General features: G+C 57.1%; 16 protein-coding genes. 9 read left to right on the top strand and 7 right to left on the bottom strand.

Translation table 11 applies throughout. From position 1 onward, the window contains the following. Positions 1-2,196, bottom strand: a 2,196-nt coding sequence (locus VM163_02580; protein ID HUT02760.1) for a CarD family transcriptional regulator, incomplete at its 3' end; no start/stop codon positions are given. Next, complete coding sequence (locus tag VM163_02575; protein HUT02759.1) at positions 2,186-4,129, bottom strand: hypothetical protein; 1,944 nt, start codon at positions 4,127-4,129, stop codon at positions 2,186-2,188. The genes VM163_02575 and VM163_02580, both read right to left, overlap by 11 nt. Before the next feature lie 212 nt (positions 4,130-4,341). On the opposite strand from VM163_02575, the gene VM163_02570 reads away from it, so the two are divergent. Beyond that, a complete protein-coding gene (locus VM163_02570; GenBank protein ID HUT02758.1) occupies positions 4,342-6,327 on the top strand; it encodes a right-handed parallel beta-helix repeat-containing protein in 1,986 nt (661 codons plus the stop codon). A 193-nt stretch (positions 6,328-6,520) separates the two neighbouring features. Then, positions 6,521-7,246 (top strand): hypothetical protein, encoded by a 726-nt coding sequence (locus VM163_02565; GenBank protein HUT02757.1) that lies wholly within the window; start codon positions 6,521-6,523, stop codon positions 7,244-7,246. Between the two features lie 19 nt (positions 7,247-7,265). On the opposite strand, the gene VM163_02560 is transcribed toward VM163_02565, so the two are convergent. The 5 genes from VM163_02560 to argF all read right to left on the bottom strand — a co-directional run bounded on the left by VM163_02560 (position 7,266) and on the right by argF (position 17,109). Next, positions 7,266-9,308 carry a flippase activity-associated protein Agl23 gene (locus VM163_02560; protein HUT02756.1) on the bottom strand — a complete coding sequence of 681 codons (2,043 nt, stop codon included), beginning with the start codon at positions 9,306-9,308 and terminating at the stop codon, positions 7,266-7,268. After that, positions 9,305-11,527 (bottom strand): DUF2298 domain-containing protein, encoded by a 2,223-nt coding sequence (locus tag VM163_02555; GenBank protein HUT02755.1) that lies wholly within the window; start codon positions 11,525-11,527, stop codon positions 9,305-9,307. The genes VM163_02560 and VM163_02555 overlap by 4 nt, the downstream gene beginning before the upstream one ends. 15 nt (positions 11,528-11,542) lie before the next feature. Further along, positions 11,543-12,499, bottom strand: a complete 957-nt coding sequence (locus VM163_02550) for a dipeptidase (GenBank protein HUT02754.1) — start codon at positions 12,497-12,499, stop codon at positions 11,543-11,545. Then, the gene (locus VM163_02545; protein ID HUT02753.1) at positions 12,499-15,981 is read right to left on the bottom strand and encodes a PKD domain-containing protein; all 3,483 of its coding nucleotides are present in this window, start codon (positions 15,979-15,981) and stop codon (positions 12,499-12,501) included. The genes VM163_02550 and VM163_02545 overlap by 1 nt, the downstream gene beginning before the upstream one ends. Positions 15,982-16,170: 189 nt before the next feature. Beyond that, positions 16,171-17,109 carry an ornithine carbamoyltransferase gene (gene argF / locus VM163_02540; GenBank protein HUT02752.1) on the bottom strand — a complete coding sequence of 313 codons (939 nt, stop codon included), beginning with the start codon at positions 17,107-17,109 and terminating at the stop codon, positions 16,171-16,173. A gap of 816 nt (positions 17,110-17,925) precedes the next feature. On the opposite strand from argF, the gene VM163_02535 reads away from it, so the two are divergent. The 7 genes from VM163_02535 (at position 17,926) to VM163_02505 (ending at position 24,505) form a co-directional block, all read left to right on the top strand. Next, positions 17,926-18,330 carry a hypothetical protein gene (locus VM163_02535; GenBank protein ID HUT02751.1) on the top strand — a complete coding sequence of 135 codons (405 nt, stop codon included), beginning with the start codon at positions 17,926-17,928 and terminating at the stop codon, positions 18,328-18,330. A gap of 88 nt (positions 18,331-18,418) precedes the next feature. Then, positions 18,419-20,530: a two-component regulator propeller domain-containing protein gene (locus tag VM163_02530; GenBank protein HUT02750.1), complete on the top strand. Its 2,112-nt coding sequence runs from the start codon at positions 18,419-18,421 to the stop codon at positions 20,528-20,530. 327 nt (positions 20,531-20,857) lie between these two features. Beyond that, on the top strand, positions 20,858-21,415 hold the full coding sequence (gene folE, locus VM163_02525; protein ID HUT02749.1) for a GTP cyclohydrolase I FolE: 558 nt from the start codon (positions 20,858-20,860) through the stop codon (positions 21,413-21,415). Beyond that, positions 21,416-21,880 (top strand): low molecular weight phosphotyrosine protein phosphatase, encoded by a 465-nt coding sequence (locus tag VM163_02520; protein ID HUT02748.1) that lies wholly within the window; start codon positions 21,416-21,418, stop codon positions 21,878-21,880. A 9-nt stretch (positions 21,881-21,889) separates the two neighbouring features. Next, complete coding sequence (gene rpiB, locus VM163_02515; GenBank protein ID HUT02747.1) at positions 21,890-22,348, top strand: ribose 5-phosphate isomerase B; 459 nt, start codon at positions 21,890-21,892, stop codon at positions 22,346-22,348. 153 nt (positions 22,349-22,501) lie between these two features. Next, entirely contained in the window at positions 22,502-22,951 is a 450-nt protein-coding gene (gene rpiB / locus VM163_02510) for a ribose 5-phosphate isomerase B (GenBank protein ID HUT02746.1), read from the top strand. 81 nt (positions 22,952-23,032) lie between these two features. Continuing rightward, positions 23,033-24,505, top strand: coding sequence for a DNA methyltransferase (locus tag VM163_02505; protein HUT02745.1), 1,473 nt, complete (start codon positions 23,033-23,035; stop codon positions 24,503-24,505). The last annotated feature ends 22 nt before the right edge of the window (positions 24,506-24,527 follow it).

Here is a 24,527-nt window from a genome sequence, read left to right as displayed (position 1 = left end):
CTGAGCGAAGCGTTTATGAAACGTGTCGTAGTGTTGCTGAGCCAAGACCGTTGTCGGGACAAGAACCGCCACCTGCTTGTTGTTGCTAGCAGTCTTGAAAGCGGCGCGGAGCGCGACCTCCGTCTTGCCGTAGCCAACGTCGCCGCAGACGAGGCGGTCCATGGGCTTGGCCGTCTCCATGTCTCTCTTGACATCCTCGATCGCCATAAGCTGGTCCCGTGTCTCATCAAATGGAAACATCAGCTCGAACTGATACTGCCACGGCGTGTCTGGGCCAAACGTAAACCCCTGGATCGCCACCCTGGCCGCATAGAGCTCGAGCAGCTCCTTGGCGATCTGCTGTGCGACCTTCTTGACGCGACTAACGGCCTTCGCCCACGCGCTGCCGCCCAGGCGGTTGAGGCGTGGCTTGATGTCTCCCGAGGCCACGTATTTCTGCACGCCTGTCAATTCCTCTACGGGCACGTAAAGCTTGTCTTCTCCATCGTAAAGCACCGTCATGTAATCGACCGGGCGACCATCGACCAGCATCGTAGAAAGACCCACGTATTTGCCAACGCCGTGATCAATGTGAACAACGAAGTCGCCAGCGGAAAGGCTTGCAAAGTCGAGCATCTGCTCATCAACCTCTTTGCGCCGGCGCTTCTTGGCCGCCATCTTGCTGCCGAGCAGTTCCTCCTCCGAGACGAGAGTTATCGCAAGCTCCGGAAACCTAAAACCGCGAGATAGACGCCCAACGAAAAGCTGCGCCCTGCCCTCCCGATAGAGGTCAGCGAGGCAGAGCTCGCCAAAGAGAGCATCGGGGTCGCCCTGCACCTCTGGGCCCAGGTCGTCTGACAGCATCAGCCGCCTCATTTTCCTGGCCTGTTCCGCGGTATGGCAGACCACGTTCACCGTATCCGTCGCAGGACCTCTCCCCTTGCCGAAAAGCGACAGCAGCATGAGCACAACGTCGCTTCCGGACGGAATTACAGACGAAGTCTCAAACGAAAACCGCTCAAGCGACTGGCTAAATACATCTTCCGAAATGGGTGTTGCGATGGAGGTCTCGCCCTGTAAGAAAAGCCGGTGTCGCATCGAAAGCAAGCTCAAAAGGTCATTCTGAGAAACAAAGTTCAAATACATCTGCTCGCAGAAAAAAAGCGACGTCCTCGTCGCCGTCTTGGCCGCATCTCTCGCTCTCTCCCAGAAACTCGCCACGAGCTCCTCCACCGGACACGTCGTCGCTATGATCGTGCAGAAATCGTCGTCGAAAAAATCAAGCGTCATCGGGGCGCTCTCGTAAATGAGCGACAGGTAGTTCTCTATCCCGCTAAAATGGTTCAGCTGCTCGATCTTCTCCATCAAGTTCTGGTAGTTGAGGTATTGGTCTGAACGAGGTTCGATGGAAAGCAGCCTTCTCGTCGCATCTTTCGCAACCTCCTCGGTCAGGATGATCTCGCTGGCAGGAGGAATCACGGCGGACCGCAATTTTCTAACCGATCGCTGCGTGCTCGTATCGAACTCACGTATCGATTCGATGCGGTCGTCGAGCAGCTCGAGCCTGATACCGAGCTCCTCGTTCGGCGGGAAGACGTCAAGAATGCCGCCGCGGATGGCGAATGAGCCGGGCAGCTCAACCACATATTCACGTTTGTATCCCGCACCAAGCAGCCTTGTCGCGACCCTCTCCATGTCGCATTCCTCCAAGACGGCAAGGTCTAGCACGTGCTCGGCGATCAGGTCCTTGGGCGCCGTGCGCAGCAGAAGGGCCTCGGCTGGCGCAACTACGATTTTGGCCCGCTTCGTAAGCGCGGCTCGCAGCGCCAGATGCCGAAGCGCCATCTCCTGGTGCGGAGGTGAGAACATCTCAAAGGGCAAGATCGATCTCGACGGGAGGATGAAGATGTCATCCCGCGTGTCGGCTGGCGACCCATCCGCGATCAGATAGGCTCCCTCTTCCAGCGCATACGCGCCTCGCCGGACATTGAGGAAAAAGGCGAGGTCGGCCATCATGGAGTGGGCCTTTCGCATATCATCGACCACCACCAGGAGACGCTTTGAGGACTGATGGGCAACTTCAGCGATGATGAGCGTGGCCGCCGCGCCTCGTAGGCCCTCGAGAATTGCAGACTGGGCGCCGTCATCGACGAGCTTCAGTAGGGAGCTGATGTGCTCCTGGTCGATGAGATGCCTGATCCTGTCCCTAAGGTTCATCCTTCACCGGGCCTGAGCTGCCGCCTGTCAATAGCGAATCGTAAAGCTTGCTTGCATCCTTGAAGGAATAGTCGATATCGAGCACCTGCTCGAGGCATTCTTTCCCCTTTTCGAGCATGTTACCCCTGATCGAGGCCAGGGCAAGTAAATAGTAAATCTCCGTCGCCTCACGTGAGCGGGGACTGAGGGACTTAATCGTTGGCTCGAGGATGTCCCTTGCCTTCTGGTATTGGCCGTCTTTTATCAGACGTTCACCGAGAAGGCGAAACGCATCCAAGAAGTCTGGGTGGCCTGGTTCTACCCGCTGGAGCATTGACATGGCTTCCACGTCCGCGCCCAGGCTAAACAGGTATCTGGCCGCGTCTAAGAAGTCGCCAAGTTCCGCCTTTAACTCAGCCATCTTACGCACATCTTCTAGGCGACGATACATCTCGATGGCAGCCTCCTTGTCATTCAACTTGAGGTAATCTTTCGCAGCACGTTCGAACTCCTTGGCCCGTGCCCAGAGCTCCGCCGCAAGCTCGAGATTGCCATGCCGCTCGTAAATCTCGGCCGCCTTGCTCAAGTTTCCTGTTCTTTCGTAAATAGCTGCCGCCTCGATCGACCTTCCCGCAGTAAGCAGCGTGGTCGCTGCCGCGTCAGGCTTGCCAAGCTTCTCCATCGCCCGCGCGAGCAGCTCAGGATCGATCCTCTCTGCATCCGCCTTGTCAAGCGCCTCCCTCAGGAGCGCTAAGTCATTACTCCTAACAAGGACGTTGACCGCCTCAATAAACCGCTCAGCCTTGAGAAGCATCTTGCCAGCAGCCACGAACTCCGAAAACTCCGCGAATATCTGCGCGGCCATTCGCAGCCTCCCGCACGTCGCGTAAAGCCTTGCGCTCTTGAGAGCGTATTTGCGGACATAATTGTAGGCCTTCTGGTCATGCATACTGCCAAAATGGTCAATCTTCTCCTGCTTATAGAACTTCTCATACAGCTCGGCCGCCTTCAGTTTCTCACCAACCTTCTCGTAGTAGGCCGCCGCACCATGAATATGCCCCCCTGCCTCGTTCATCGCGGCCGCAGCGACGAAGTCCTGAGCCTGGGCATACATGTCCGCAGCAAGAAGGTATTTCCGCTCGGATTCATACTCTTTGCCCTGAAGCAGAGAAAGCTGCCTCATCTTGCCCGGCACGCCCAACTTCGCCTGAAGCTCCGACGCCTTCCTATAATCTCTCGCCCTCTCATAAAGCTCCGTGGCCTTCTCAAGGAATGGCCTTTTGCGCGGCTCGCCCGGCTCGCCCGGCACGTCACTCACCGCATCCAGAAGCATCGACTTCATCTCGTCTGCGGCCTCATAAAGCTGCGCCGCATCCAAGAACCGTTCTCTTCGTTCGTAACGCCGCGCCATCGAGGCCAGCTTACTGACCTGAGACATACTTGGTAATACTGCTTCCCCTGCACCATGGTAGCGCCGAATCGGCCTAACCACAGGTCTGACGAAAACGTTGAACGAAAGCTTCAGCACAAAAGCGAGGAGGAGTGCGCCCGGGACGCCGATCAGCACCCAAAAAAGATAACTCCCTTCCCTCTCAACCTCCACCATCCTCTTCCCCACCGCATCGGGAGCCATCGGCTGGTAGCCATCAGTTCCCTGGCCTGTGCCTCTCACGCGCTCAAGCATGCGACCAACCTTTCTGCGCGCCTTGCTGTCACCAGTCGCCCACCTCAAAGGCTCTTGCCCCGTCGCGCCGGGCTTGTTCTCCTGCCGGCGTATTGCCTCTCCAACCCCATCGCTCTGCGCACGAGCAGAAAGCGAGAATACGCTAGTGAGCACAATAATAACGGCAGCCAGAACGCAGCCAAACCAGCGCCCGGAAACTGGCACAGTCACGCAACTGGAGAGAGATAACGCTGACACGCCGTAGCCGAATGGTGCCTCACTGCGTGGCAAGGCGCGTCTCCATTTTTTGATGATCCATACTCGCTAACGGATTATAGCGTATTGTACTGTCCATAAAAGCTCACCATCGATCCTGATAGTCTCCCATCAACGGAACAAAAACACACTGCACCAGGCATGAGCGATTTCTGCGTGATCAACGCACTTATTATCGTTATGCTTTTAATATGTATGGCATGGTCAAAACTTGGAGAGGTGAGAGAATGACGCTTAATTATCTGTATCGACCAGGCGGCTTGGCGGCAGGCTTGTGCATCCTGGCCGCTTTGTTTGGGCTATTGCATGGACCAACTTTTGCGCAGCCGACGGTCTCAATCCACACTGACAAGCCGAGCTACCGAGGCGGCGAGAACGTCGAGACCGACGTGTCTGTCCGCAATCCTGACCGGGGCTTCAATGCGAGCATTTACGTTGGCCTGATCCCGTCTGAAAGGTCTCTCTTTATGTTTGCCGGTGGCCGATTCACCGAATCGATACTTCCCTGGGTCGAGAATGTCTATCTGCCGAGCGGGCTCAACGTTGAGCACATTTCGGTCTGTTCTATCGGCCTTCCGAGCGATGTTCCACCCATTGATGAGCCGGGCGAGGTCACCATATTCGCGGCCATTACTCATGTAGGCCAGCTTGAGCTCCCAGGCCAGCTGTCCTTTATTACCTTCAGCTATCTCGGCACTGGCCAAGACATTTATGTGGACGCCGAGCGCGGCAGCGACGGAAACGACGGAAGCGCCGAGCTGCCGTTCAAGACGATCACTCATGCCCTCGCAACGGCTTCTCCAACCGAGACCGAGCCTATCACCGTTCATGTCGCAGCCTCAATCTACTCGGCCTCGCACAGTGGCGAGAGCTTCCCGCTCAACATGAAAAGCTGGGTGTCGCTCATCGGCGAGGGGGCTAATCGTACGCTGCTCGACGCGGAGAGCTCATCGACGGTGGTCAATGTTGGCGCCGTGCAGAACGCCGCTGTGGAGGGTTTCACGATCACCGGCGGCAAGGCAACCAATGGCGGCGGGGTGACGTGCTCCGCAAGCTTTGTTACTTTCGCTGACAACAGGATAACCGAGAACACAGCTGATATGGGCGCCGGGATATATTGCCTCGGCGGCTCGCCGGTCTTTCGGGACAACATTATCGTAGGCAATACGGCAACTGGGCGCCTTGGTTATGGAGGCGCAATGTTCATCATCAACGCATCCCCCAGTCTCACTGGCAACACCATAAGTCAGAACTTTGGCGACTCGATCGGGTGCATCTATCTTGATCAGAGCTCTCCGATCATCGAGAACAACACCATTGCCGGCAACGTCGCGACTGGCGAGTGGGCTCTTGCAGGCGCGATATATGCTCAGGGTGGCTCGCTCATCATAAAGGGAAATGCAATCGTCGATAATGCAGCCACAAGTGGGTCAGGCCTCGTCGGAGGGGTTCACCTTTTGATGGCGTCAGGGTCACTCGAGGGCAACGAGTTCTCGGGCAACTGGGTAACGGGCGATGACGCACTCGCCGGCGGTCTTTACTGCCACCAGTCCTCGCCAGCGATCTTTGGGAACACTTTTTCAGACAACACATCGACGGGGGTCGGGGCACTTTATTGTCTCGAGGCATCACCGGACATAACTGCGAACCTATTCACGACGAATTCCGGGCTCGTCGGGGCGATATGCGCCGCCGAGGGTAGCCAGCCCATCATCACGAACAACGTGCTTGCGGGGAATTATGGCTTTGGAATAGCCTGTTTCCCGAGGAGCAGCTCGACAATAGTCAACAATTTGATTGTCAAAGGCGAGGCGTCCTACGGCGGAGCATCAGGAATCTGGTGCTGGGGCTGCACAGGTCTCATCTCCAACTGCACAATCGTCGGAAACGATGGTTCCGGCATAAGATGTTACAGGGAGCACCCGGTCATTCAGAACTCGATCGTGTGGGACAACGGCGACGACCTCTGGAACTGCCGAGCCACGTATTGCTGTCTCCCAGACCCCAGCGATCACGGCGCCGGCAACATCTTCGAGGACCCTCGTTTCGTCAAGGGACCCCTCGGGGATTACTATCTCGACCCGATGAGCAGCTGCATAGACGCTGGCAACGTGTCCGCTGAAGATGCGGGACTCTCGGACTTCACAACGCAGGCCGATGGGTCTCTCGACACAGGCCAAGTCGATCTCGGCTGCCACTATCCGGTGGAGTAGCCGCGCCTGGTAAGCGGATCACCTTCTGACCGGAACCGATGCTTGCCAGCCGCTGGCAGCCGCCCGCCTGAGGTTTGACCTGCACCCCTAAAGCGGGTTTGACCCTTGCGCCGTTTGACACCGCTTCGAAGTGTGTTATCGTTCCCCTCAAACGCATCCGGCGTTACCACTAGCACAAAACTGGGGAGAATGTATGTCTAATAACGAGGCGCTGCTGATGTATTCCGGGGGCCTAGATTCTTCCGCCTCGGCAATAATCATGCTTGAGCAGTTCGAGAGGCTCCACCTCATAACCTACAGCTATGGATACGGCCAGCTGTTTCTGAAATGGGCGAGGAAGGGGTCAAATGGGCTGATCGAGGTCTTCGGACCACATCGATTCATACACGTGATAACCTCCGTTAAAGACATCTTTCAGCGCATATTCGTCAGAAGCGCCGTCCGAGATTACAAAGACTACAAGTCGAGGTTTATATGGTGCCTGGCCTGTAAGCTCTCGATGCACACCGCAAACATCATCTACTGCCTCGAGCACGGCCTCAACACGGCGAGTGATGGCTCATCGGGCGAGACCGCCTACTACGTCGAACAAATGCCGCAGAGCATCAAGGCCATTCGCCAGTTCTACCGTGAGTTTGGCATTGATTTCGTGACGCCCGTTTACAACATGGGCTCGCGTGAGGCCAAGCTGAAACTACTCGCCCAAAAGGGCATTAGAAGTGTCGGGATCGCCGTCCGAGACCGTAACCCAGGAACGCAGCCGCTGTGCGTGGTCGGCAACATGATCCACTTCGCCTCAACGTTTTTCGACAAGCATCCCAGTTACAATGAGGAGCTAGTTTTGCGGTTCATCCGGGAGAAGACGCAGATATCCAAACGGATAATCGAGGACCGGGTCAAGAGCGACAAACCTGAGTAGGTGCGCACCCGCACGGGTGCTACTGCTGCGCCTGTATGGGGTAGTCGTCTTCAACAAATGCGGCCGCTGCGTGGTAGAGAAACATGGGGGTCAGCAGCTCAGCGTCGCGGTCGGGTGGGTCCCACTCGAGCTTCATTACAGCACCCCACCCAGCATCGAAGTAGTCAACACGGATGCGGTGGTAACCCGCGGCCAGCGTCGCTTTGCCGGCCCTGGTCGCCGCAGCGTGCTCGCCCCAATTATCTATGAGCAGGACACCATCAACAAAGAACCGTGAACCGTCGTCGGACGTGATGAGAAAACCATACTGCCCTGTCTTGGGGACCCGGAGATAGCCATCCCAGCGCATGCTTGCTGGGGCATCGAAATCCTTCCCAAAGTCCTTCTCATACTCGAAATCGACAACGTTTTGGACCTCCACCCGATACGCAGGAGGAAGCAGCTGCGGCCCCTTGAAGTATCTCGCGACCAGGCCGGTCTCGAGCGGCACTTTCGTGTCGAGCGGCAGAAAAATCTCTCCCTCGCTATGGGGTGGCTGTAAGAGGGCTGCATATCGCCGGGGAGCAAACACCGTCAGCGAGACCTGCGGCCTCAGATTGAATCGCTCCGCAACGAACCGGCCCTTGCTCAGCTCCTCAATCTCCTCTTCCTGATCGAGCGAGGCGACAATAATATCCGCCCGGAGAACCTTGCGAGCCGTTATGGTCTCTGGAAACCTACTGTCGAAACGGTGCAAGTACCAGCTCAGCGGCCACTGGCCCTTGGCGAAGACATAGATACACGTCCTGTCGCCGGCGACGCGCTTGGCGATTCTATCTATCCGGCTGACGAGGTCATTCATCTCCCGAAATGTCTGGACATATACGATCGGGATCTCGTTGTCGTCATATCGCACCAGAGAAACATCCCACGCCAGTGCCCCCGACCAACCGACGGCTCCGACGAAGGCGGCAACGCAGACCGCAGCCACCACACGGTGACCCTTCAGCGCCTTCAAGACCCGCCTGACAAAACAGGCAGCGCAGATGACCAGCGGCAGCATGATGTCCATGACAAGCCACGGCGTCTTGTATGGCACGGCAGAATAGACTATGAACGTCAGTAAGGCCCAGAATGACGCAAATCGCTCAAGAACATCTTGCGACCGAAGGCTCGTCGCTACCCCAAGCGCACCCAGAAGAAGCGTCAGCGGTTCAATCTCCCACAAAACCCTCAAAAAATAGAACGCGGGCTTGGAATGGCCACTCATCTCTAGCCCCGTTCTTGTCCAAGTGGTGAATGCGGCGAAGAAGTCGGCGATGCCCCTCAAGTTTGTGAAGAAGGATGAGAAGAACGTTACGATGACAACCCAGAAGAGCACAAGCGACGCGGCAAATGCTACGGGCTGGTCTTTGATGATCGACATTATCGCTCGTGCGGGCGCATACATGAGGCGGAGGAGGAGGTCTCTTGCCCGCGCTGGGGCTCGGTCGGGGCTTAGGCCCATCGCCAAGGCAAAAGCAAGGAGCATCATGGCCGAATGAAGCAGAGTCGTTTCCTTGGTGGTAAAGCCGAGCGCGAGCCATAGTCCGGATAATAAAAGCATCCGGGGCCTGCGTGTTCTGGCGAAGTCCTCGGCAGAGAGCAAGAAGGCCAACGTGAAGAAGACCAGATATATCTCGTGAATGAACTCTCGGCTGTAGTAAACAAGAGTCGGCGACGCCGCGACCATCGCAGCCGCACAGACGGCCGGGAACTTCCCGAGACGTTCCTTGAGCAGCCAGAATAGGACGACCATCAGTGCGCCCAGAAGGGCCGGCACGAACCTAAGAGCGAAGATGCTTCTCCCGAACGATTTGACGGCCGGAGCGGCCAAGTAGTATATGATAGGCCCGTGGTAGTTCTGGGGGTCGTAGCGATAGCCGCGCTGCTCGATCAGGTTGTCCAAGAAGAAGCCATTGACGCCTTCGTCGTGGTGAAGCGGCTTGACATCAAGGTTCCAGAACCGCACCAAAACGGAGAGCAGAGCGACAGCCAAAAACAGAAAGAAGAAGACATCGTAGGCCCTCTTGTCAGTGCTCATCCGCCTGCCTCGACACTCATTTTGGGCCTCCTCACGTCGAACACCTTGACCCCGTCCGAGGCATAGACCGTCTCAAAAGCTGACTGGAACTTCTGAAGCCCGGCCTCCCCATAGATTTCCCCTTCGACCTCGCCATAGTAGATCAGCTGAATACCATATTTTGAGATGACATCGATGGTCACGTTTGGGTCGGTCGACCTGAAGAGCCGTTCGATCTCGAATGCTCTGTGATGTATCGCCTCGAACTCATCCCGCCATCCTACCTCATGTCCCCACCAACCAACTACTGCACAGTGCCCACTGAAAGCAGAGATTCGGCCCGGCCAATCGTAGGCGGATGTGCTAGCCTCCGCGATGACAAGCTGACCTGGTGCGTTTTCCAGAAGCCATTTGACCGCGGCAGCGTCGGAAGGATACTTGTTCCTGAAGGCCCGGTCCGCATCAAGAGTATGGGCCTGCGAGAAGAGTTTGGTTCTGGAGATCGGCGCCAGCAGCGGATAGAGCACGCCCGAGCCAAGACAGAAGATAACAAGCCCCCAGACGGCTGGTCTAGCGACATGGCCCAGTCGTTTTAGCAAATGGCTTCTGAGCACCCACGCCGCGCACGCCGCCGAGACCCCCCACAGCACCCACACGTGCAAGTAAAGCTTGAAGACGGTATTCATCCGAGCCAGACCTCCACTGTAAACGTCCTCTACATAGAACATCTCACATGAAAAAGCTATCAGCGCCCCCGAGACCACAAGGACCGCGAAGAACCGACCCCGTGAGAGCCAAGCCTCTAACTCATCCTTGTCCCGCCCGGAAACTAGCCTACCCATGTGAAAGTATCCCAGGACTGCCAGCGGGATGACCAATAGGAGTAGCATCCAAGTTGGCCGCCCCAAAGCGACATATAGACAGACAACAAAAAAGGCCCGGACCACCCACGACGTCCCACCACTTGGCCCTGCATGACCCACCCGTGCAAAACGAATCGCAACCAGCGCCTCCACTAGAATCGGCACGAGCAATACCCCGAAGACAACCACAAAATCGGCAGAATCGGTTCGCTCCTTGACGAAGCCGATGGGGCGGTTCTGCGAGACGGAGAGTATGAAGGGGAGAAATAGAACCACTGCCCCGCCGAGAACCGGGAATGTAGTCCTGGCAATGGCGATAACATGCCGCAGGAGGCCAGTTCTCACAAGGGGCAGGGCGGAGATCACAACAGCAAACAGGACAAGTGACATCGAGATTAAGTCCCAGGCGTTCGTTACCATGAGCGCGCCTCCGCACAGTGCCAAGAGGACGATGAGCCCGTATGGGGTTTCCCTGCTGTCAGAATGCCCGCGCCTTGGTGTGAGTCGCCCATTCAGGCAGTAGATAAGGGCCAGGGACGTCGCAAAGAGCGGAAGCGAGAGGACGTAAGCGTGCAGATCACCCCACAGCAGGCTGAAGAATGGGAACTCATTGATGGTGTCTGGGATGATTCTCGAGGAGCCGAACCAGTCAAGCGAGAGGGGGTTACAGAGCGCCAAAAGTTGCAGTAGGGCGTCGAAGTTCCCCGCTATCCCGACCAAGAAAATGGCTAGGAAGCCGTATGAGGCGCGCCGGGTCATCGAGAAACCCAGTGAAAATATCCCGAGCCAGAAAAGAGCGAACCATAGCGCTTTGGCGGGGTTGTAGAACGCCACAGGGGTCATTTGGCAGAGCTTCGCAACCGCGGCCACGAGGACATGGCCGAAGTAGTAGTAGTTCATGCTCTCGCCGCTCATCCAGACGTCTTTCGCAGGGAAGTAATCGGTTCTGGATACGGAGTTGAGAATGCCCAGGTCCATCATGCCCTCCGAGCCCGGCGTTACGTCCGGATAATAGCCGACCAGCAGGAGAATCAACGCCAGGATGACGATGAACACGACCTCGGTCAGGGCGATCGAGCGCAGGCGGGGTTTGACGAGAGTCGGGACCTCCTTGCGCCTCAGAAGGAGCGTTAGGGACGAGGTTATGGCGAGCACAGCTGCGGAAGTAAGGATTGAAGGCAGGCCGAAAGGCACAACCTTGAGCGATGATGCGAGCCACGCGCCGTAGGTTACAAGCAGGGTCCCAAAAACTTTGCTGATGGCATATCCCCGGTCGCGGAGAGGCTTGCAGGGGAACATGATGACGGGCCAGGCCAGCAGGCCGAGGCCGAAACTCGCTCCCCACAGCCTAGCGAGTGTCGAGAAATAGGCAGTCATTGCCCTTCGTCGCAGCTATCCACAGACTTCTCTGAAGACTCTAAGCAGGTTCTCGCCGGCAACCTTGCGAACGGTCGCCTCCGTGTGCCCTCTCTCGAGAAGCCTGTCCACTAGAGACGGCAGCTTGCTTACGTTCTCCAGTCCCTCAGGCCCCACCGGAATGCCATCAAAATCCGACCCAAAGCAGACATGATTGTCGCCGACCAAAGAGAGAATGTACTCAATGTGGGCTATCACGTCGTCAATGGAAGCACCCGGGCTCGACCGCAGGAACGCCTCGCAGAAGTTCACGCCCACAATGCCATTGGCGTATGCGATCGCGCGAATCTGCTCGTCGTCCAGGTTGCGCGCGTGATCCTGAAGCGCCCTTGCGCAGGAGTGCGAGGCTATGAAGGGTCTATCGCAAACCTCCGCCACGTCCCAAAACGTCCGCTCCGAAGCGTGCGAGACATCAACAATTATACCCCGCTGGCTCATTCTCCTGACCGCTGCGCGCCCCAATGGCGTCAACCCGTGTGCAAATGTGTCCGCCTGGGCCGCGGAGGTCGCCAGCCAATTGGAGTTGTTCCAGCAAAGCGTTATCAACCGGACGCCGATGTCGTGACAAAGGTCGATCGATCCCTCGCCCGGCGCCAGACAGTGAGCGCCCTCGATCGCCAGCACAAGGCTGGTTTTAGACTCCGAGAGGTTTACCTCGAGATCCGAGCACGACCGGGCCGGAGCCACAAAACTTGACCCTGAAGAGATGAGTGATGAGACCTCGGCCAAGAGCGCCAGCAACCTCTCAGCGCTCCGCTTCGGAACCGTCGAGGCGCTCGCCCACAGGGCGAAGACCTGTAGATCGACCCCACCCGCACGGAGTTTGGGCAGGTCTATGTGGCAGTCAGGGTCTTCGCGGGTCAGGTCATGCCCATCTAACGCCCTTAGCACAGTGTCGCAGTGTGCATCCGCGACGATCATACCCTTGTACATCAGTAAACATATACCCTTCGAGTATAGGTGTCGGTCGCCCCCTCCGGGTCCTTAACGCGGAGCACAATGTCGTAGGCGCCCGGGTCCTCGAACGTGTGTGTAACCGTCTTCTGGACAGTGTAGGACGTATCGTAGGTCCCGTCTCCATCAAAATCCCACTGGACCTCGAGCGTCCCCGTGGTCGCCTCATCCTCATCAGACGAGCCTGACGCGTCAAGGAAGAAGACTGTCGCAACAGTGCCCGTGTCGGGGGTTACGGTGAAGTATGCCACAGGAGGACTGTTGCCCGAAGATTCCACCGTTATCTGTTTCGCGTAGTGCCCCGTAGCGCCGCCCTCGTCCAGAACCTCAACGACGATAGTGGGCTGACCAGGCTCCTCGAAGCGATGGCTTGCGGTCTTCATTGTGGTAAACGAGGTGTCAAACACCCCGTCATTCTCCCAGTCCCACCTAACCTGAAGCGTCGAGTCGCTCCCGTCCGGGTCGCTGCTGCACGAGGCATCAAACTCGAAATCGGTCTCGGTTGTCCCTCCTGCGGGGGTAACAGTGAAACATGCGCTCGGGGGAACGTTTCCCTCCTCGACATCGATTGTCCAGGTCGTCTGGTCCGTCGCTCCGTGTGCATCCCTGACCTGGAGCTTGACGGTCTTGGCGCCTGCCGTTGGGTAGCGATGGCTCGCGGTCTTCGTCGTGGTAAACGAGGTGTCAAACACCCCGTCATTCTCCCAGTCCCACCTAACCTGAAGCGTCGAGTCAGTCCCGTCTGGGTCTGTGCTGCACGAGGCGTCAAACTCGAAGTATGTGGCCGTGTCGCCGGACACAGGAGTTACCGAGAAACACGCCTCGGGTGGGTCATTCTCCGCCTCAACATCGACATCTTTCTGCGCTGTATCTGTGTCACCAGGTGCGTCGATGACCTCGAGTATCACCGTCCAGGTGCCCGGCGCCGCAAACTGGTGGGTTATGGTAGGTGAGCTCATATATGACGTATCGAACGTGCCATCCCCGTCGAAGTCCCACCTGAACTTGAGCGTCGAGAATGTGCCGTCAGGGTCGCTTGAGCACGAGGCATCAAAGGAGAACTCCGTGGCTGTGTTCCCGGTCTGAGGTGCATACGTGAAGCATGCGACTGGTGGGGAGTTCATCTCTTGAACGAAGATGCGCTGGTTCGTGGTATCGGTTGCTCCCTCTTCGTCCATAACCTCTACCGTCGGCGTCTTGTAGCCAGCCGTATCGAACGTGAAATAAGCCACTTTCGTGTGGCTGAAAGCGGTATCGAAAGCCCCATCTCCCTCGAAATCCCAGCGCACCTGCAACTGCGAGGTATCGGCCGAATCGGGGTCGCTCGAACAGCTCGCGTCAAACTCGAACGCCGTCTCGGTCGTTCCCGACTGCGGCTCAATCTCGAAACATGCGGTCGGCGGCAAGTTGCCCTGCGCCACAAAAAACGAACGGCTTGTCTGGCCAGACAAGCCCTGCTCATCCCGCGACTCAAGCACTACCGTCTTGGTGCCTGGACTCTCGTACTTATGATGCACAGTCGGTTGGTCAGAGAACAGCGTGTCAAATGTCCCGTCTCCCTCGAAATCCCAGCGGAACTCCAGCGTCCCGGCTGTAGACTCCCAGTCAGTCGTGCACGACGCGTCAAACGCAAACTCGGTGCTAGTGTCGCCTGTCGCCGGTGTAAACGCGAAACAGGCAGTCGGGGCGGTGTTCAAGACGGTAACCGTCCGCGTCGTGGTCGAGCGAGCGTCCTGTGTGTCAGCAACCTCGAGCGTTATCGTCTTCTGGCCCGGTGTGCTGAAACTTCGAGAGGTGGTCTTGAACGTTGTGAAATCAGTGTCGAAGGTCCCGTCAGAGTTGAAATCCCAACGCACCAGAAGTTCCGGCGCCGGGTCCTCCAAGTCTGAGCTGAGCGAGGCGTTGAAGGAGAAAGCCGTCCTGACGGTCCCCTCGTTGGGCGACGCGAGAAAGGCCGCTGTCGGAGGCGTGTTGATTACCCTGATGTTCTTCAGGCATACGCTGCTTCCGCCACTCGAATCCATGACTTCCAAACGAACCACGTGCGTGCCAACAGTCCCAAAGAGATGATGTGCGGTCTTGTCGAAGCCAAACGCGGTGTCAAAGATGCTGTCGTCGTCCCAATCCCAGCGGACCCGAAGCGAATCAAGCGAATCCTCCGTGTCGCTTGAGCAGCTTGCGTCGAACTCAAAATCGGTAATCACTGTGCCTTCCTCTGGGGTGGCCATGAAGCAAGGGGACGGGCTTAGGTTTGCCACTTCGAGGTCGTCCGTCGTCTGGCCGAGCCCGCCCTGCATATCCCGAACCTGAAGCGTTGCTGTGTAGAGCCGTGGACGGTCATATTGATGGTGCGCAGTCTTCTCTCTCGTGAAATCAGTGTCGAACGTGCCGTCCGACTCAAAATCCCAGCGCACCTCGAGCTCCTCGGTCGCGTCTTCGTAGTCTGACGACCCCGAGGCATCGAACGAGAAGACCGTGCCCACCGTCCCCGTCTCGGGAGCAACCACAAAGGCCGCTGTCGGGCGAGCGTTGCTGACCACCAGAGCACTTGTCTTGCTTCCCGTGGCACCATCGGTGTCCATCACGAGAAGGGTTACCTGCTTTTCGCCCGACGACCCGAAGCTGTGATACGCGACCTTGTCGAATGAAAGCTCAGTGTCCCAACTGCCGTCAGAGTCGAAGTCCCAGCGGGACATCAAACTGTCCGCCTCATCCTCTGCGTCCCATGAGTCCGAGGCATCGAACGCAAACGTTGTGCTCGAATCACCGGCCTCGGGCGAGATGGTAAACTCCGCGACCGGCGGTGTGTTGTCCGTCTCAAAAACGAAGACAATAGCATCGTCCGCGGTCGAGCCGACAACGTTGAGCGGCGTGAGCCGAACCACGCCTGGCCCCAAAAGAGCGTCCACAAAGCCCGTGATGTAGCCAAGGCCGAGATACCAGTTCTCTCCGTCGTAGGCCAACGTCGCCTCGTCTAGGTTCGACGAGTCGCTTAGGCATACGCCTGAAACGCACAGCGCCCCAGCGAACTCCATCGTTACGTCCTGCGCCTCGAAGTCATCGAGGTCGAACAGCACTATCTGGCCATAATCCCAGGCCAACAACTCATCGAATTGTCCCTCCCGATGAACAACGGAAAGCCTTCTGGGCTGGAATGCAAAGACGTCCGCGGCGAAGGCTCCGATCGGCACGACAGCCCAGGTCCGAGCGTCGCAATAGGACATCTGAAGCGTGTTCTCACTGAAGGCGATGTAGCCATCTACGATAGAATCTCCCGAAAAGTTGATAGGGATGACGTTCGTCGGGCTGAAGCTGAAAAGGTCCTCGCACAGGGCCGTGATGTCGGTAACCTGCCCTACGGAACCGTCGTAAAGCCCTATTCTAATGTAAGAGGCGCTAACGCTCGAGACGAGAATCGTAGCGAGCAGGAGCGCGAGCAGACATCTGTTCGGTCTGTTCATGGCAATCCTCCATGCGGAAGCCTACAAATTATTCTTAATAACGCTGTTGTTACAAACCCACGGGGTTGACCTCAACACACAGAACGCTGCCCTCAATCCCAGGCACGGCTAAGAACGGCAGGCACCAAGTATGACCACCTTGCGAATCCCAAGCAACACGAGCCCTAAACGAGAAACGCATCTCAGACCTCACCTAACCAGCAGCGCCAAGACCGACTTCTGCACATGCATGCGGTTTTCGGCCTGATCAAAGACTGCCGACCGCGGGTCCTCGTGGACTAGGTCAAAGGTTATCTCCTCGTCGTAATGAGCGGGAAGACAGTGCAGTATAGTTGTGTCCGGGGCCGCGACCGATACCAGCTCGGCGTTCAGCCCGTAGCCGGCGAAGTCCTTTCTCCTCTTGTCGGCCTCATCCTCTTGCCCCATCCCGGTCCAGACATCGGTATAGACCACGTCAGCGTCCTTGAGCGCCTCCTTAGTATCATTTCCGATTAGGATTTCCGCCCCGCCGGCGGAGCCTATCTCCCGCGCCCGCTCAACGATAGTAGGGTTCGGCTCGTACCCCGGTGGCGTGGCGATACTAACATCCATTCCCACGGCCGAACAGCCAAGCATCAACGAATTGCACATATTGTTGCCGTCTCCGATGAAGGCCAGCTTGAGGCCATCGAATTCGCCCTTTTTCTCCCATATCGTCAACAAGTCCGCCAGAACTTGACAGGGATGATAAGTGTCGCATAGCGCGTTTATGACTGGAACGCTCGCGAACTCCGCAAGGTCCACCACTGTCTTATGTTCGAGAACCCTTGCCACAATGCAGTCCGCATATCGCGACAGGACCTTCGCGGTGTCCGCGACGCCTTCCCGATCGCCGAGCTTGATGTCGTCCGGGGCAAGATAGACGGCGTGTGCACCCAGGTGCTCGGCGCCGATCTCGAAGGAGACCCGCGTCCTAAGCGACGGCTTCTGAAATATCATCGCGATGTTCTTGCCCTTAAGCAGCCTGTGCTGCTCGCCTGCAAAGTGCTTGAGCTTGAGCGTCTGAGCATATTCAAGTATCTGAATGATCTCCTCGAGCGTGAGGTCACCGAGCGTAAGAAGGTCGCGTCCTTTGAGATTTACTGCCATTCCGCCTCCATTCCGGCTAGTTAGGTTGGCGGGTGTGGGCAAGGCCCCGACCCAGCCAATCTTGCTAAAACAAGTTCAACTACATCTCAGGCAGCCAGTTGTCCTATGACCCTAGGTGCCGGCCGCAAGATAGCACTCATCGCCGCCCGCCGTCAAGATAGAGGCAAGGAAGAGCAAAGCGATATGCGGCTTGAGGCTGCCTCGGCCAATCAGGCACAGCCCACAGCCACAACCTGCCCGACCCAAGTCTTGGGCAAACTCCGTGCTCTCCTGAAACGAAAGCAGTGCTTTGGACGGTGTTTACGTCCGAAAAAAAACACTTGACGCTTCTAGTTGCAGGCGTCATATTTTAAGTAAGGTTGTAGGATAAAATAGGGGAATGGGATGAGGTTCCTACATTCTGCGGCGTCATTCTCAACTGCTGCTACATGTCGTAGGGGGAATGTCGTGCGCTATTCCCTCTTGCCCGCGATAGCCTCCTCCCTCGCACTAACTACCAAGGACAGGGCGGAGACGGCCGACCCAAACGAACGAGGCCCACCTATGCACACCGCGCAGAAGTTTCACCTCGGTGATTTTCGGCATGAAAGCCGACCAAGAGACCTGAAGCCCCTCGGCCGGGAGAATCGGAAATGAGCTTAAGAGAGAGGAGGTCGATATCAGCCAAGAATGCAGACTGAAGAATTGTCGAGCTGAGAAGAAAGCCGACCAGGAGGCATTAGCCCCCCGGCCGGCAAGGTTGAGCGCCATGCGGCGCTCGCCAGAAACGGTAGGGAAACCTACCAAACTACGACTTTCAAGTAAAGGAGATAGTCGATGAGTAAAAGATCTTTGATAGTCTTGTCAATCTGTTTGGTGGTGGGTGCCGGCATCGCTCTGTATGTCTGGGCTGATAACTGCTGTTCGGGCGATGCGCTGTGCAACGGCGGCGTTGTAGCTGGCGTCAACAGCTGCGTGTTCACTTTCAGCGTTTACCACAACTTGGTGGACCCGCCTCATGATGTATATTTGTACATCAAGAAAGATGGGGACCCAGCTTTTGTGCCGCATCTCACGGAGATCGGCGAAAGCCCTCAGCCGCTTTGCGTCTTGCATGTCGTAGCTTTGGAGCTGGACGAGAACAGCACCTATTACTACTACTTCCAGTGCGAGGATTGCGATAGCCGAGATCCGGATGGCTCCCTGCCATACAGCCTAATGACCGGAGACTGCGGCGGATAGGCTGAAGAGGTAGTTTAAGAGGTCTGGGGGACCGGGAGTGTCCGGCCCCCCATTTAATCCTGTGAAGAATCAAGAGAGGAGTTGGAAAATGAAGAGTCTTCTGTCTTTCATTTGCTTCGTTGTTCTCTTCTGCGGCATCGTCAATGCGGGCGACTTCGTGCTTTATGATAATCCGTTCTGCGCTACGGGTGTCAGCTACCCGCAGGTGGGCACTGACGGGACCCTATGGTTTAGGGCCGGTCCCGGAGGAGTTGTTAGCTTCGTGCCATCGACGGGCGAGTATAAGACCTACCGCGTTGAGGCGGCTACCTGGTCGATAGGTCTCGCTATCGATACTCAGGGCCGGGTGTGGGTCGGCTCGTGGAACAAGGTCTTCTGCATAGCTGAGGATTTCGTTGCTTGGCACGAGTTCCCGGGTAACATTGGGGCTATTGCCGCGGCGCCCGACGGAAGCGTGTGGTGCTCGTTGTGGGGCGAGCTTTGGCGCTTCGACGGCGAAATCTGGCGCTCTGTAGAAGGTGTACCTAGCTTCTATGCACAACAAATATGTTTCGAGCAAGACGGGACGGGATGGTTCGCTGTCTCACGACAGGGAGGGAGGCTTGCCAGGTACAGAGATGGCGTGTGGAGGGTGTTCGACGACTTGCCCCTCCTTGATCCGACGGACATGGCCGTCGGCGGGTCGGGCGAAGTATGGATAACGGACATGAACCTGGCGCATCGATTTCAGGATGGCGTCCTGGTGCACTCATACATGCCCGATGACGGTCTTGCTGGCTATATGCCCATGTTTGTAGATGTAGGTCCGGACGGCCGGGTGTGGGTCGGCGACTATACTTCAGGTGTCTCCATGTTCGACGGCGAGAGCTGGACCACCTTCAACACGCTCAACTCCGGCCTCGAATCGAACGTCACCATGGGCGTCGCCTGCGCCCCGGACGGAACCGTGTTCATCTGCACCACTCAGGGCATAGCGAGCTACAAGAACGGCCTCTGGACGAACTTTCCCGGCGATACGGTCATGAGCAACGACGTGCACTCCGTCGCCGTCGATGAGCGAAGCAAGGTCTTCTACGGGTGTGGACAGGCCGAAATCGGATACTACGACGCGCCGAACTGGGAGGTCCTTTACCGCCCGGAGGCCTACGGCGTCAACGCCGTCTATGACATCGCTTTCGACGGGACAGGCGCGATTTGGTTTGGCCAACAGGGCATGCTGCGGAAGTGGCAGGGCACGTTCATCAACTACTCCAGGGCCGGCAGCGATGGGATACCGCTCAGCTACTGCAAGGCCCTCTGCTGCGATTACGAGCGCAGGCTCTGGGTCTGCGCCCTAAACGGCCTCGCCCGATACGACGGCGCCTCTTGGATGTCCTGGCCAACCGAGTCGTGGGGTAGTCCGCAGGCCATCGCCCTCGACGAGCTCGGCAAGGTCTGGGTCAGCATCCCTTCGGGCGTCGCGGCCTTTCTCGGAAACAGCGTTGTCAGATGGCTGCCCGAGTATCAGAACGTAACGGCGATGGCCTGCGCAGGCCGCGACGCGCTTTGGCTCGGGTTCAAGGATACAGGAGTCTCCCTGGTGGATTTTTCAGGGGAGCTGGCTCGGTACACGGTCGATGATGGGCTTCCCTCGAACGCTATCAACTGCATCGAGTGCGATGCGCAGGGCAACGTCTGGGTGGGCACGGCCGACGGCCTGGGCTACTTCGACGGCCACGAGTGGAAGATGTGGGACATCGACAGCGGCATTCCCGTCAACGAGATACGCGACATCTCGATAGCCCCGAACGGCGACGTCTGGTTCGCAACGCCGGCTGGCCTTTTGTGCCGCGAGTCGGGCGTCAAGCCGCCTGGACCCACGATAACGATAGGGACCGACAGCGAGGAGTACCACGCGGGGGACGTGATGACGGTTGCGATAAGTTACGAGAATCCGGGGCCGGACATAGACATCGACATCCAGATCGCCTGTATGCTGCCTGACGGCACGCTCTTCTATTATCCTGGCGGGGACCTGCCGGCGCCGTTTATGAGCGGCATGCTGCCGTCCGGGACGATGATGCCAACGGTGCTCGTGCTCATCTACGACTTCCCGGAAGATTTCGCGACTGGGCAATACACCTGGATGACAGCGATATTCGAGCAGGGCACTTTCAACATGATAACCGACATCTCGAGCGCCTCGTTCACATTCATGTAGGGGCGGCGGAGAGCCTCCGCTCCCTTACCCTGGGCCTGGGTGGCATGGCCAGTTGTAGAGGCTGTCCAAAAACATCGGGCACCGTAGGGGCGATTCACGAATCGCCCTGGTCTAGTCCGATCGGGGCTCCGTAGGGCGAAGGGCGGTTCGTGAACCGCCCCTACATGGCTGTGCCGTGGGCACCTATGGGCCGCCGCCCAGACACTGGGTCGCAATTGACTGACGGGGCTGGTGGCGTTATCTTGTCTGACCTGTGAGACCAGTTGCTTCTGTGGTCAGTGGAGTATTGTGGTTTGAGGACGTGCAAAGATAAGAGGTGCTAGATAAATGGACCCCAAGAAGATAGAGCAGGGCGTTCGGCTTATACTTGAGGGCATTGGCGAGGACACCGAGCGAGAGGGTCTGGTTGGGACGCCGAACAGGGTGGCGCGGATGTGCGAGGAGATATTCTCGGGCATAGGACAGGACCCCAGGGATTTGCTGAGCAAAGTCTATCAGACGAAGCACGACGAGATGGTGATGGTGAAGAACATCCCGTTGTATTCTGTGTGTGAGCATCATCTCTTGCCGTTCCTGGGCAAGGCACACGTCGCCTACATCCCCCGTGAGGGGGCGATCGTTGGGCTTTCAAAGCTTGTGCGCGTCTTGGAAACACTGTGCAAGCGCTTGCAGTTGCAGGAGCGCCTCACTAGCGAGTTCGCGGACATGATCATGCAGGGGCTGAACCCGCTGGGTGTCTTAGTCGTGATCGAGGCGGAGCATCTTTGCATGTCGATGCGTGGCGTCGCCAAGTCAGGAAGCGTTGCCACGACGTCCGCTGTTCGGGGCGCGTTCCAGAAAAGGGAAAAGACGCGCCTTGAGGCCATGAACCTTCTGAACGCGTAGTTGAAGTTGCCTGAGACGGACAGGGGTAGGTTCAAAGTCTTATTCGTGTGCAGCGGGAACATCTGTAGGAGCCCACTTGCGGCCGCGTTGCTTGAAAGGGAGCTGAGGGTGCTTGGGACCGAGGGTGTTGTCGCCGAATCTGCTGGGACGTTGGATTTGGATGGCCGTGGCGCTTCGCATTGGGCGATAGAGGTCGCAGCGGAAAACGGGCTTGATCTCTCACATCACGTGTCAAGACAGGTGAATAAGAGAATGCTCGAGGATGCAAGCATAGTCGTGGCTATGAGCCAGGGACACGCGGAGCAGTTGAGCTCGATCCTGCCAGCCGTCGAGCGTAGAATGCTAGTGTTGGATGTTCCTGACCCGTATGGGCTTCAAAAACAGGCTTATGAGGCGGTGTTCGGGGCCATAAAAGATGCGATGCCCTTGATAATCGATGAGGTGAGGGTGAAACTCGGTCAGTAGGGAGTTGTTATGGAAACTAGACTTGCGATAGCCAGCGACCACGGAGGCGTCGAGCTGAAGCGGGTGCTGATCGAGCATTTGAGAGCCTTGGACTACGAGGTTCTTGATTTGGGCACTGAAGGCCCTGCCTCGGTTGATTACCCGGACTTCGCCGAGAGGCTGTGCAAGGCGATTCTTGCTGGCCAGGCCGAACGAGGCATTCTAGTCTGCGGGACAGGGATCGGCATGTCGATTACGGCAAACAAGTTCAAGGGGATATATGCCGCGCTTTGCACGAACGAGTTCATGGCCAGGATGTCGCGTGAGCACAACGATTCGAATGTTCTGTGTTTGGGCGGTCGGGTGCTGGGGGATGAGGTCGCGAAGGGCATCGTCGAAGTCTGGCTGAACACGGCATTTGGGGGCGGAAGGCACTCTCGCAGGACAGGGGAAATCAGGGTGATAGAGGGGGAGAACATTGCGGAATGATGCGTCGCCGGCAGGGCATCTGCGCAGGCGAACCGTTTGCCCGCAGCAGTGGGGTTGTGCGCACAATACAACAGGCATAAGTAGGACAATGGATGCGCTCGATGGAGAGCATTATTAGATTAGGAACAGACTTGGGCAGAAGGAGGCGTCTTGATGGAACCAGTGGCGATTGCGTCCGATCACGCCGGATTCAGTATGAAGCGTGTGTTGTGCGAACATCTGACGAAATCGGGTTATGAGGTTATGGACCTCGGCGCGGATAGCAGCGCTGAGGTGGACTATCCCGAATATGCTGAGAAGCTCTGCAAAGCGATTGTCCAGGGCGAGGTCAAACGGGGCATACTGCTCTGTGGCATAGGCGTATGTATGTCAATTGCAGCCAACAAGTTCAAGGGGATATATGCCGCGCTTTGCACGAACGAGTTCATGGCCCGAATGTCCAGGGCGCACATCGATTCAAACGTGTTGTGCCTCGGCGCCGGTGTCATAAGCGATGAGGTAGCAAAGGCCATAGTGGATGTGTGGCTGACGACCGACTTCGAGGGCGGCAAGTACAGCCGCCGTCTGGATAGAATCAAGAAGATTGAGAACAGCCTTATCTAAATGCCGGGGCCATTCATGTCGCCGGGGCGGGTCGTATCGATAACGGTTTGTTCGTGATCGATGAATGATTGAGGCCAAGTAATGTCCGACAAGAACATCCTTTACTACGGAGATAACCTGGAGGTCTTAAGGCTACACATCAAGGATGAGTCGGTCGATCTCATCTACCTCGATCCACCCTTCAAGAGCAACCAGGATTACAATGTCTTGTTCGCCGAGAGAAATGGGGCTCGCTCGAGGGCTCAGATCAAGGCGTTTGATGACACCTGGTTCTGGGGCGAGGAGGCGGCAGAATCTTATCAGGACATTGTCGAGGCGGGGGGAAAGGTCTCTGAGGCGATGCAGGCCTTCCGAAAGCTGCTCGGCCATAACGACATGATGGCCTACCTCGCCATTATGGCGCCGCGACTGGTGGAGCTAAATCGGGTTCTGAAACCGACCGGCAGCATTTATTTGCACTGCGACCCCACGGCAAGCCACTACCTGAAGCTGCTCATGGATGCGGTATTCACACGTAATTTCCGCAATGAGATCGTTTGGCATTACCGGAGGTGGACCGCTGCCTCGAAGACCTTTCAAAAAATGCATGACGTTTTGCTCTGGTACAGTAAGACCAGGACTTGGGTTTACAACAAACTAATGCAACCATTCTCTGAAAAAACTGCAATTGCTACCTTCAAACGCAAAGTAGAGGGAGGCCGCGCTATCCAGGACAAGACCCGGCTAATGGACCGTGACCCAAGCAAAGGCGTGGCTATGCACGATGTATGGGACATCCCATACGTACATCCTGTGGCGAAGGAGCGTTTGGGCTATCCTACGCAGAAGCCGGAGGCTCTTCTGGAGCGGATTATCAGAGCCAGCAGCAACGAGTGTAACGTTGTTCTCGACCCATTCTGTGGCTGCGGGACGACCATTACTGTAGCGCAGAAACTCAATCGGCGCTGGATCGGGATCGACGTAACGCACTTGGCAGTGACGCTTATTAAGCATCGTCTTCAAGACACATTTGGGGAGAAGATCAAGGACACTTACGACATCGTTGGCGAGCCAGTATCCATTTCTGGGGCGATGGAGCTTGCCAAGCAGGACCCGTATCAGTTCCAGTGGTGGGCGTTGGGTCTGGTAGGGGCAAGGCCTGCGGAGCAGAAGAAAGGAGCGGACGAGGGGATAGACGGGCGACTCTACTTCCACGACGAGGGCAAGGGCCGCGAGACAAAGCAGATAATCTTCTCGGTGAAGGCGGGCCACGTAGGTGTTTCGCACATTCGGGACCTGAGGGGCGTCATGGAACGCGAGAATGCCGAGATGGGCGTCCTGATAACCATGCAGCCGCCCACAAAGCCCATGCAAAGGGAGGCCGCAAGAGCGGAGTTTTATCATTCTCCGGGCTGGAACAAGCGCTATCCCCGCATCCAGGTCCTCTCGGTCGAGGAGCTCATTGGCGGCAAGGGCGTCAACTACCCCCCATCAAAGCACGTGAATGTAACATTCAAGAAGGCTCCGAAGGCCAAGCCAAACAGCGACTGCAATTCGAGCGATCTATTCAACTGACTGAAGGACAAGGAGATCAACT

The sequence above is a fragment of the bacterium genome (assembly GCA_035527515.1).
GTDB lineage: Bacteria > B130-G9 > B130-G9 > B130-G9 > B130-G9 > B130-G9.
Note: the sequence above shows the minus strand (reverse complement) of the source record. Positions and strands in the feature narration are given on the sequence as shown.

What these genes read in the sequence shown, in the direction of transcription:
- VM163_02570 (HUT02758.1), top strand. Translation starts at nt 4,342, where the DNA reads ATGACGCTTAATTATCTGTATCGACCAGGCGGCTTGGCGGCAGGCTTG.
- VM163_02565 (HUT02757.1), top strand. Translation starts at nt 6,521, where the DNA reads ATGTCTAATAACGAGGCGCTGCTGATGTATTCCGGGGGCCTAGATTCT.
- VM163_02560 (HUT02756.1), bottom strand. Translation starts at nt 9,308, where the DNA reads ATGAGCACTGACAAGAGGGCCTACGATGTCTTCTTCTTTCTGTTTTTG.
- VM163_02555 (HUT02755.1), bottom strand. Translation starts at nt 11,527, where the DNA reads ATGACTGCCTATTTCTCGACACTCGCTAGGCTGTGGGGAGCGAGTTTC.
- VM163_02550 (HUT02754.1), bottom strand. Translation starts at nt 12,499, where the DNA reads ATGTACAAGGGTATGATCGTCGCGGATGCACACTGCGACACTGTGCTA.
- VM163_02545 (HUT02753.1), bottom strand. Translation starts at nt 15,981, where the DNA reads ATGAACAGACCGAACAGATGTCTGCTCGCGCTCCTGCTCGCTACGATT.
- argF (HUT02752.1), bottom strand. Translation starts at nt 17,109, where the DNA reads ATGGCAGTAAATCTCAAAGGACGCGACCTTCTTACGCTCGGTGACCTC.
- VM163_02535 (HUT02751.1), top strand. Translation starts at nt 17,926, where the DNA reads ATGAGTAAAAGATCTTTGATAGTCTTGTCAATCTGTTTGGTGGTGGGT.
- VM163_02530 (HUT02750.1), top strand. Translation starts at nt 18,419, where the DNA reads ATGAAGAGTCTTCTGTCTTTCATTTGCTTCGTTGTTCTCTTCTGCGGC.
- folE (HUT02749.1), top strand. Translation starts at nt 20,858, where the DNA reads ATGGACCCCAAGAAGATAGAGCAGGGCGTTCGGCTTATACTTGAGGGC.
- rpiB (HUT02747.1), top strand. Translation starts at nt 21,890, where the DNA reads ATGGAAACTAGACTTGCGATAGCCAGCGACCACGGAGGCGTCGAGCTG.
- rpiB (HUT02746.1), top strand. Translation starts at nt 22,502, where the DNA reads ATGGAACCAGTGGCGATTGCGTCCGATCACGCCGGATTCAGTATGAAG.
- VM163_02505 (HUT02745.1), top strand. Translation starts at nt 23,033, where the DNA reads ATGTCCGACAAGAACATCCTTTACTACGGAGATAACCTGGAGGTCTTA.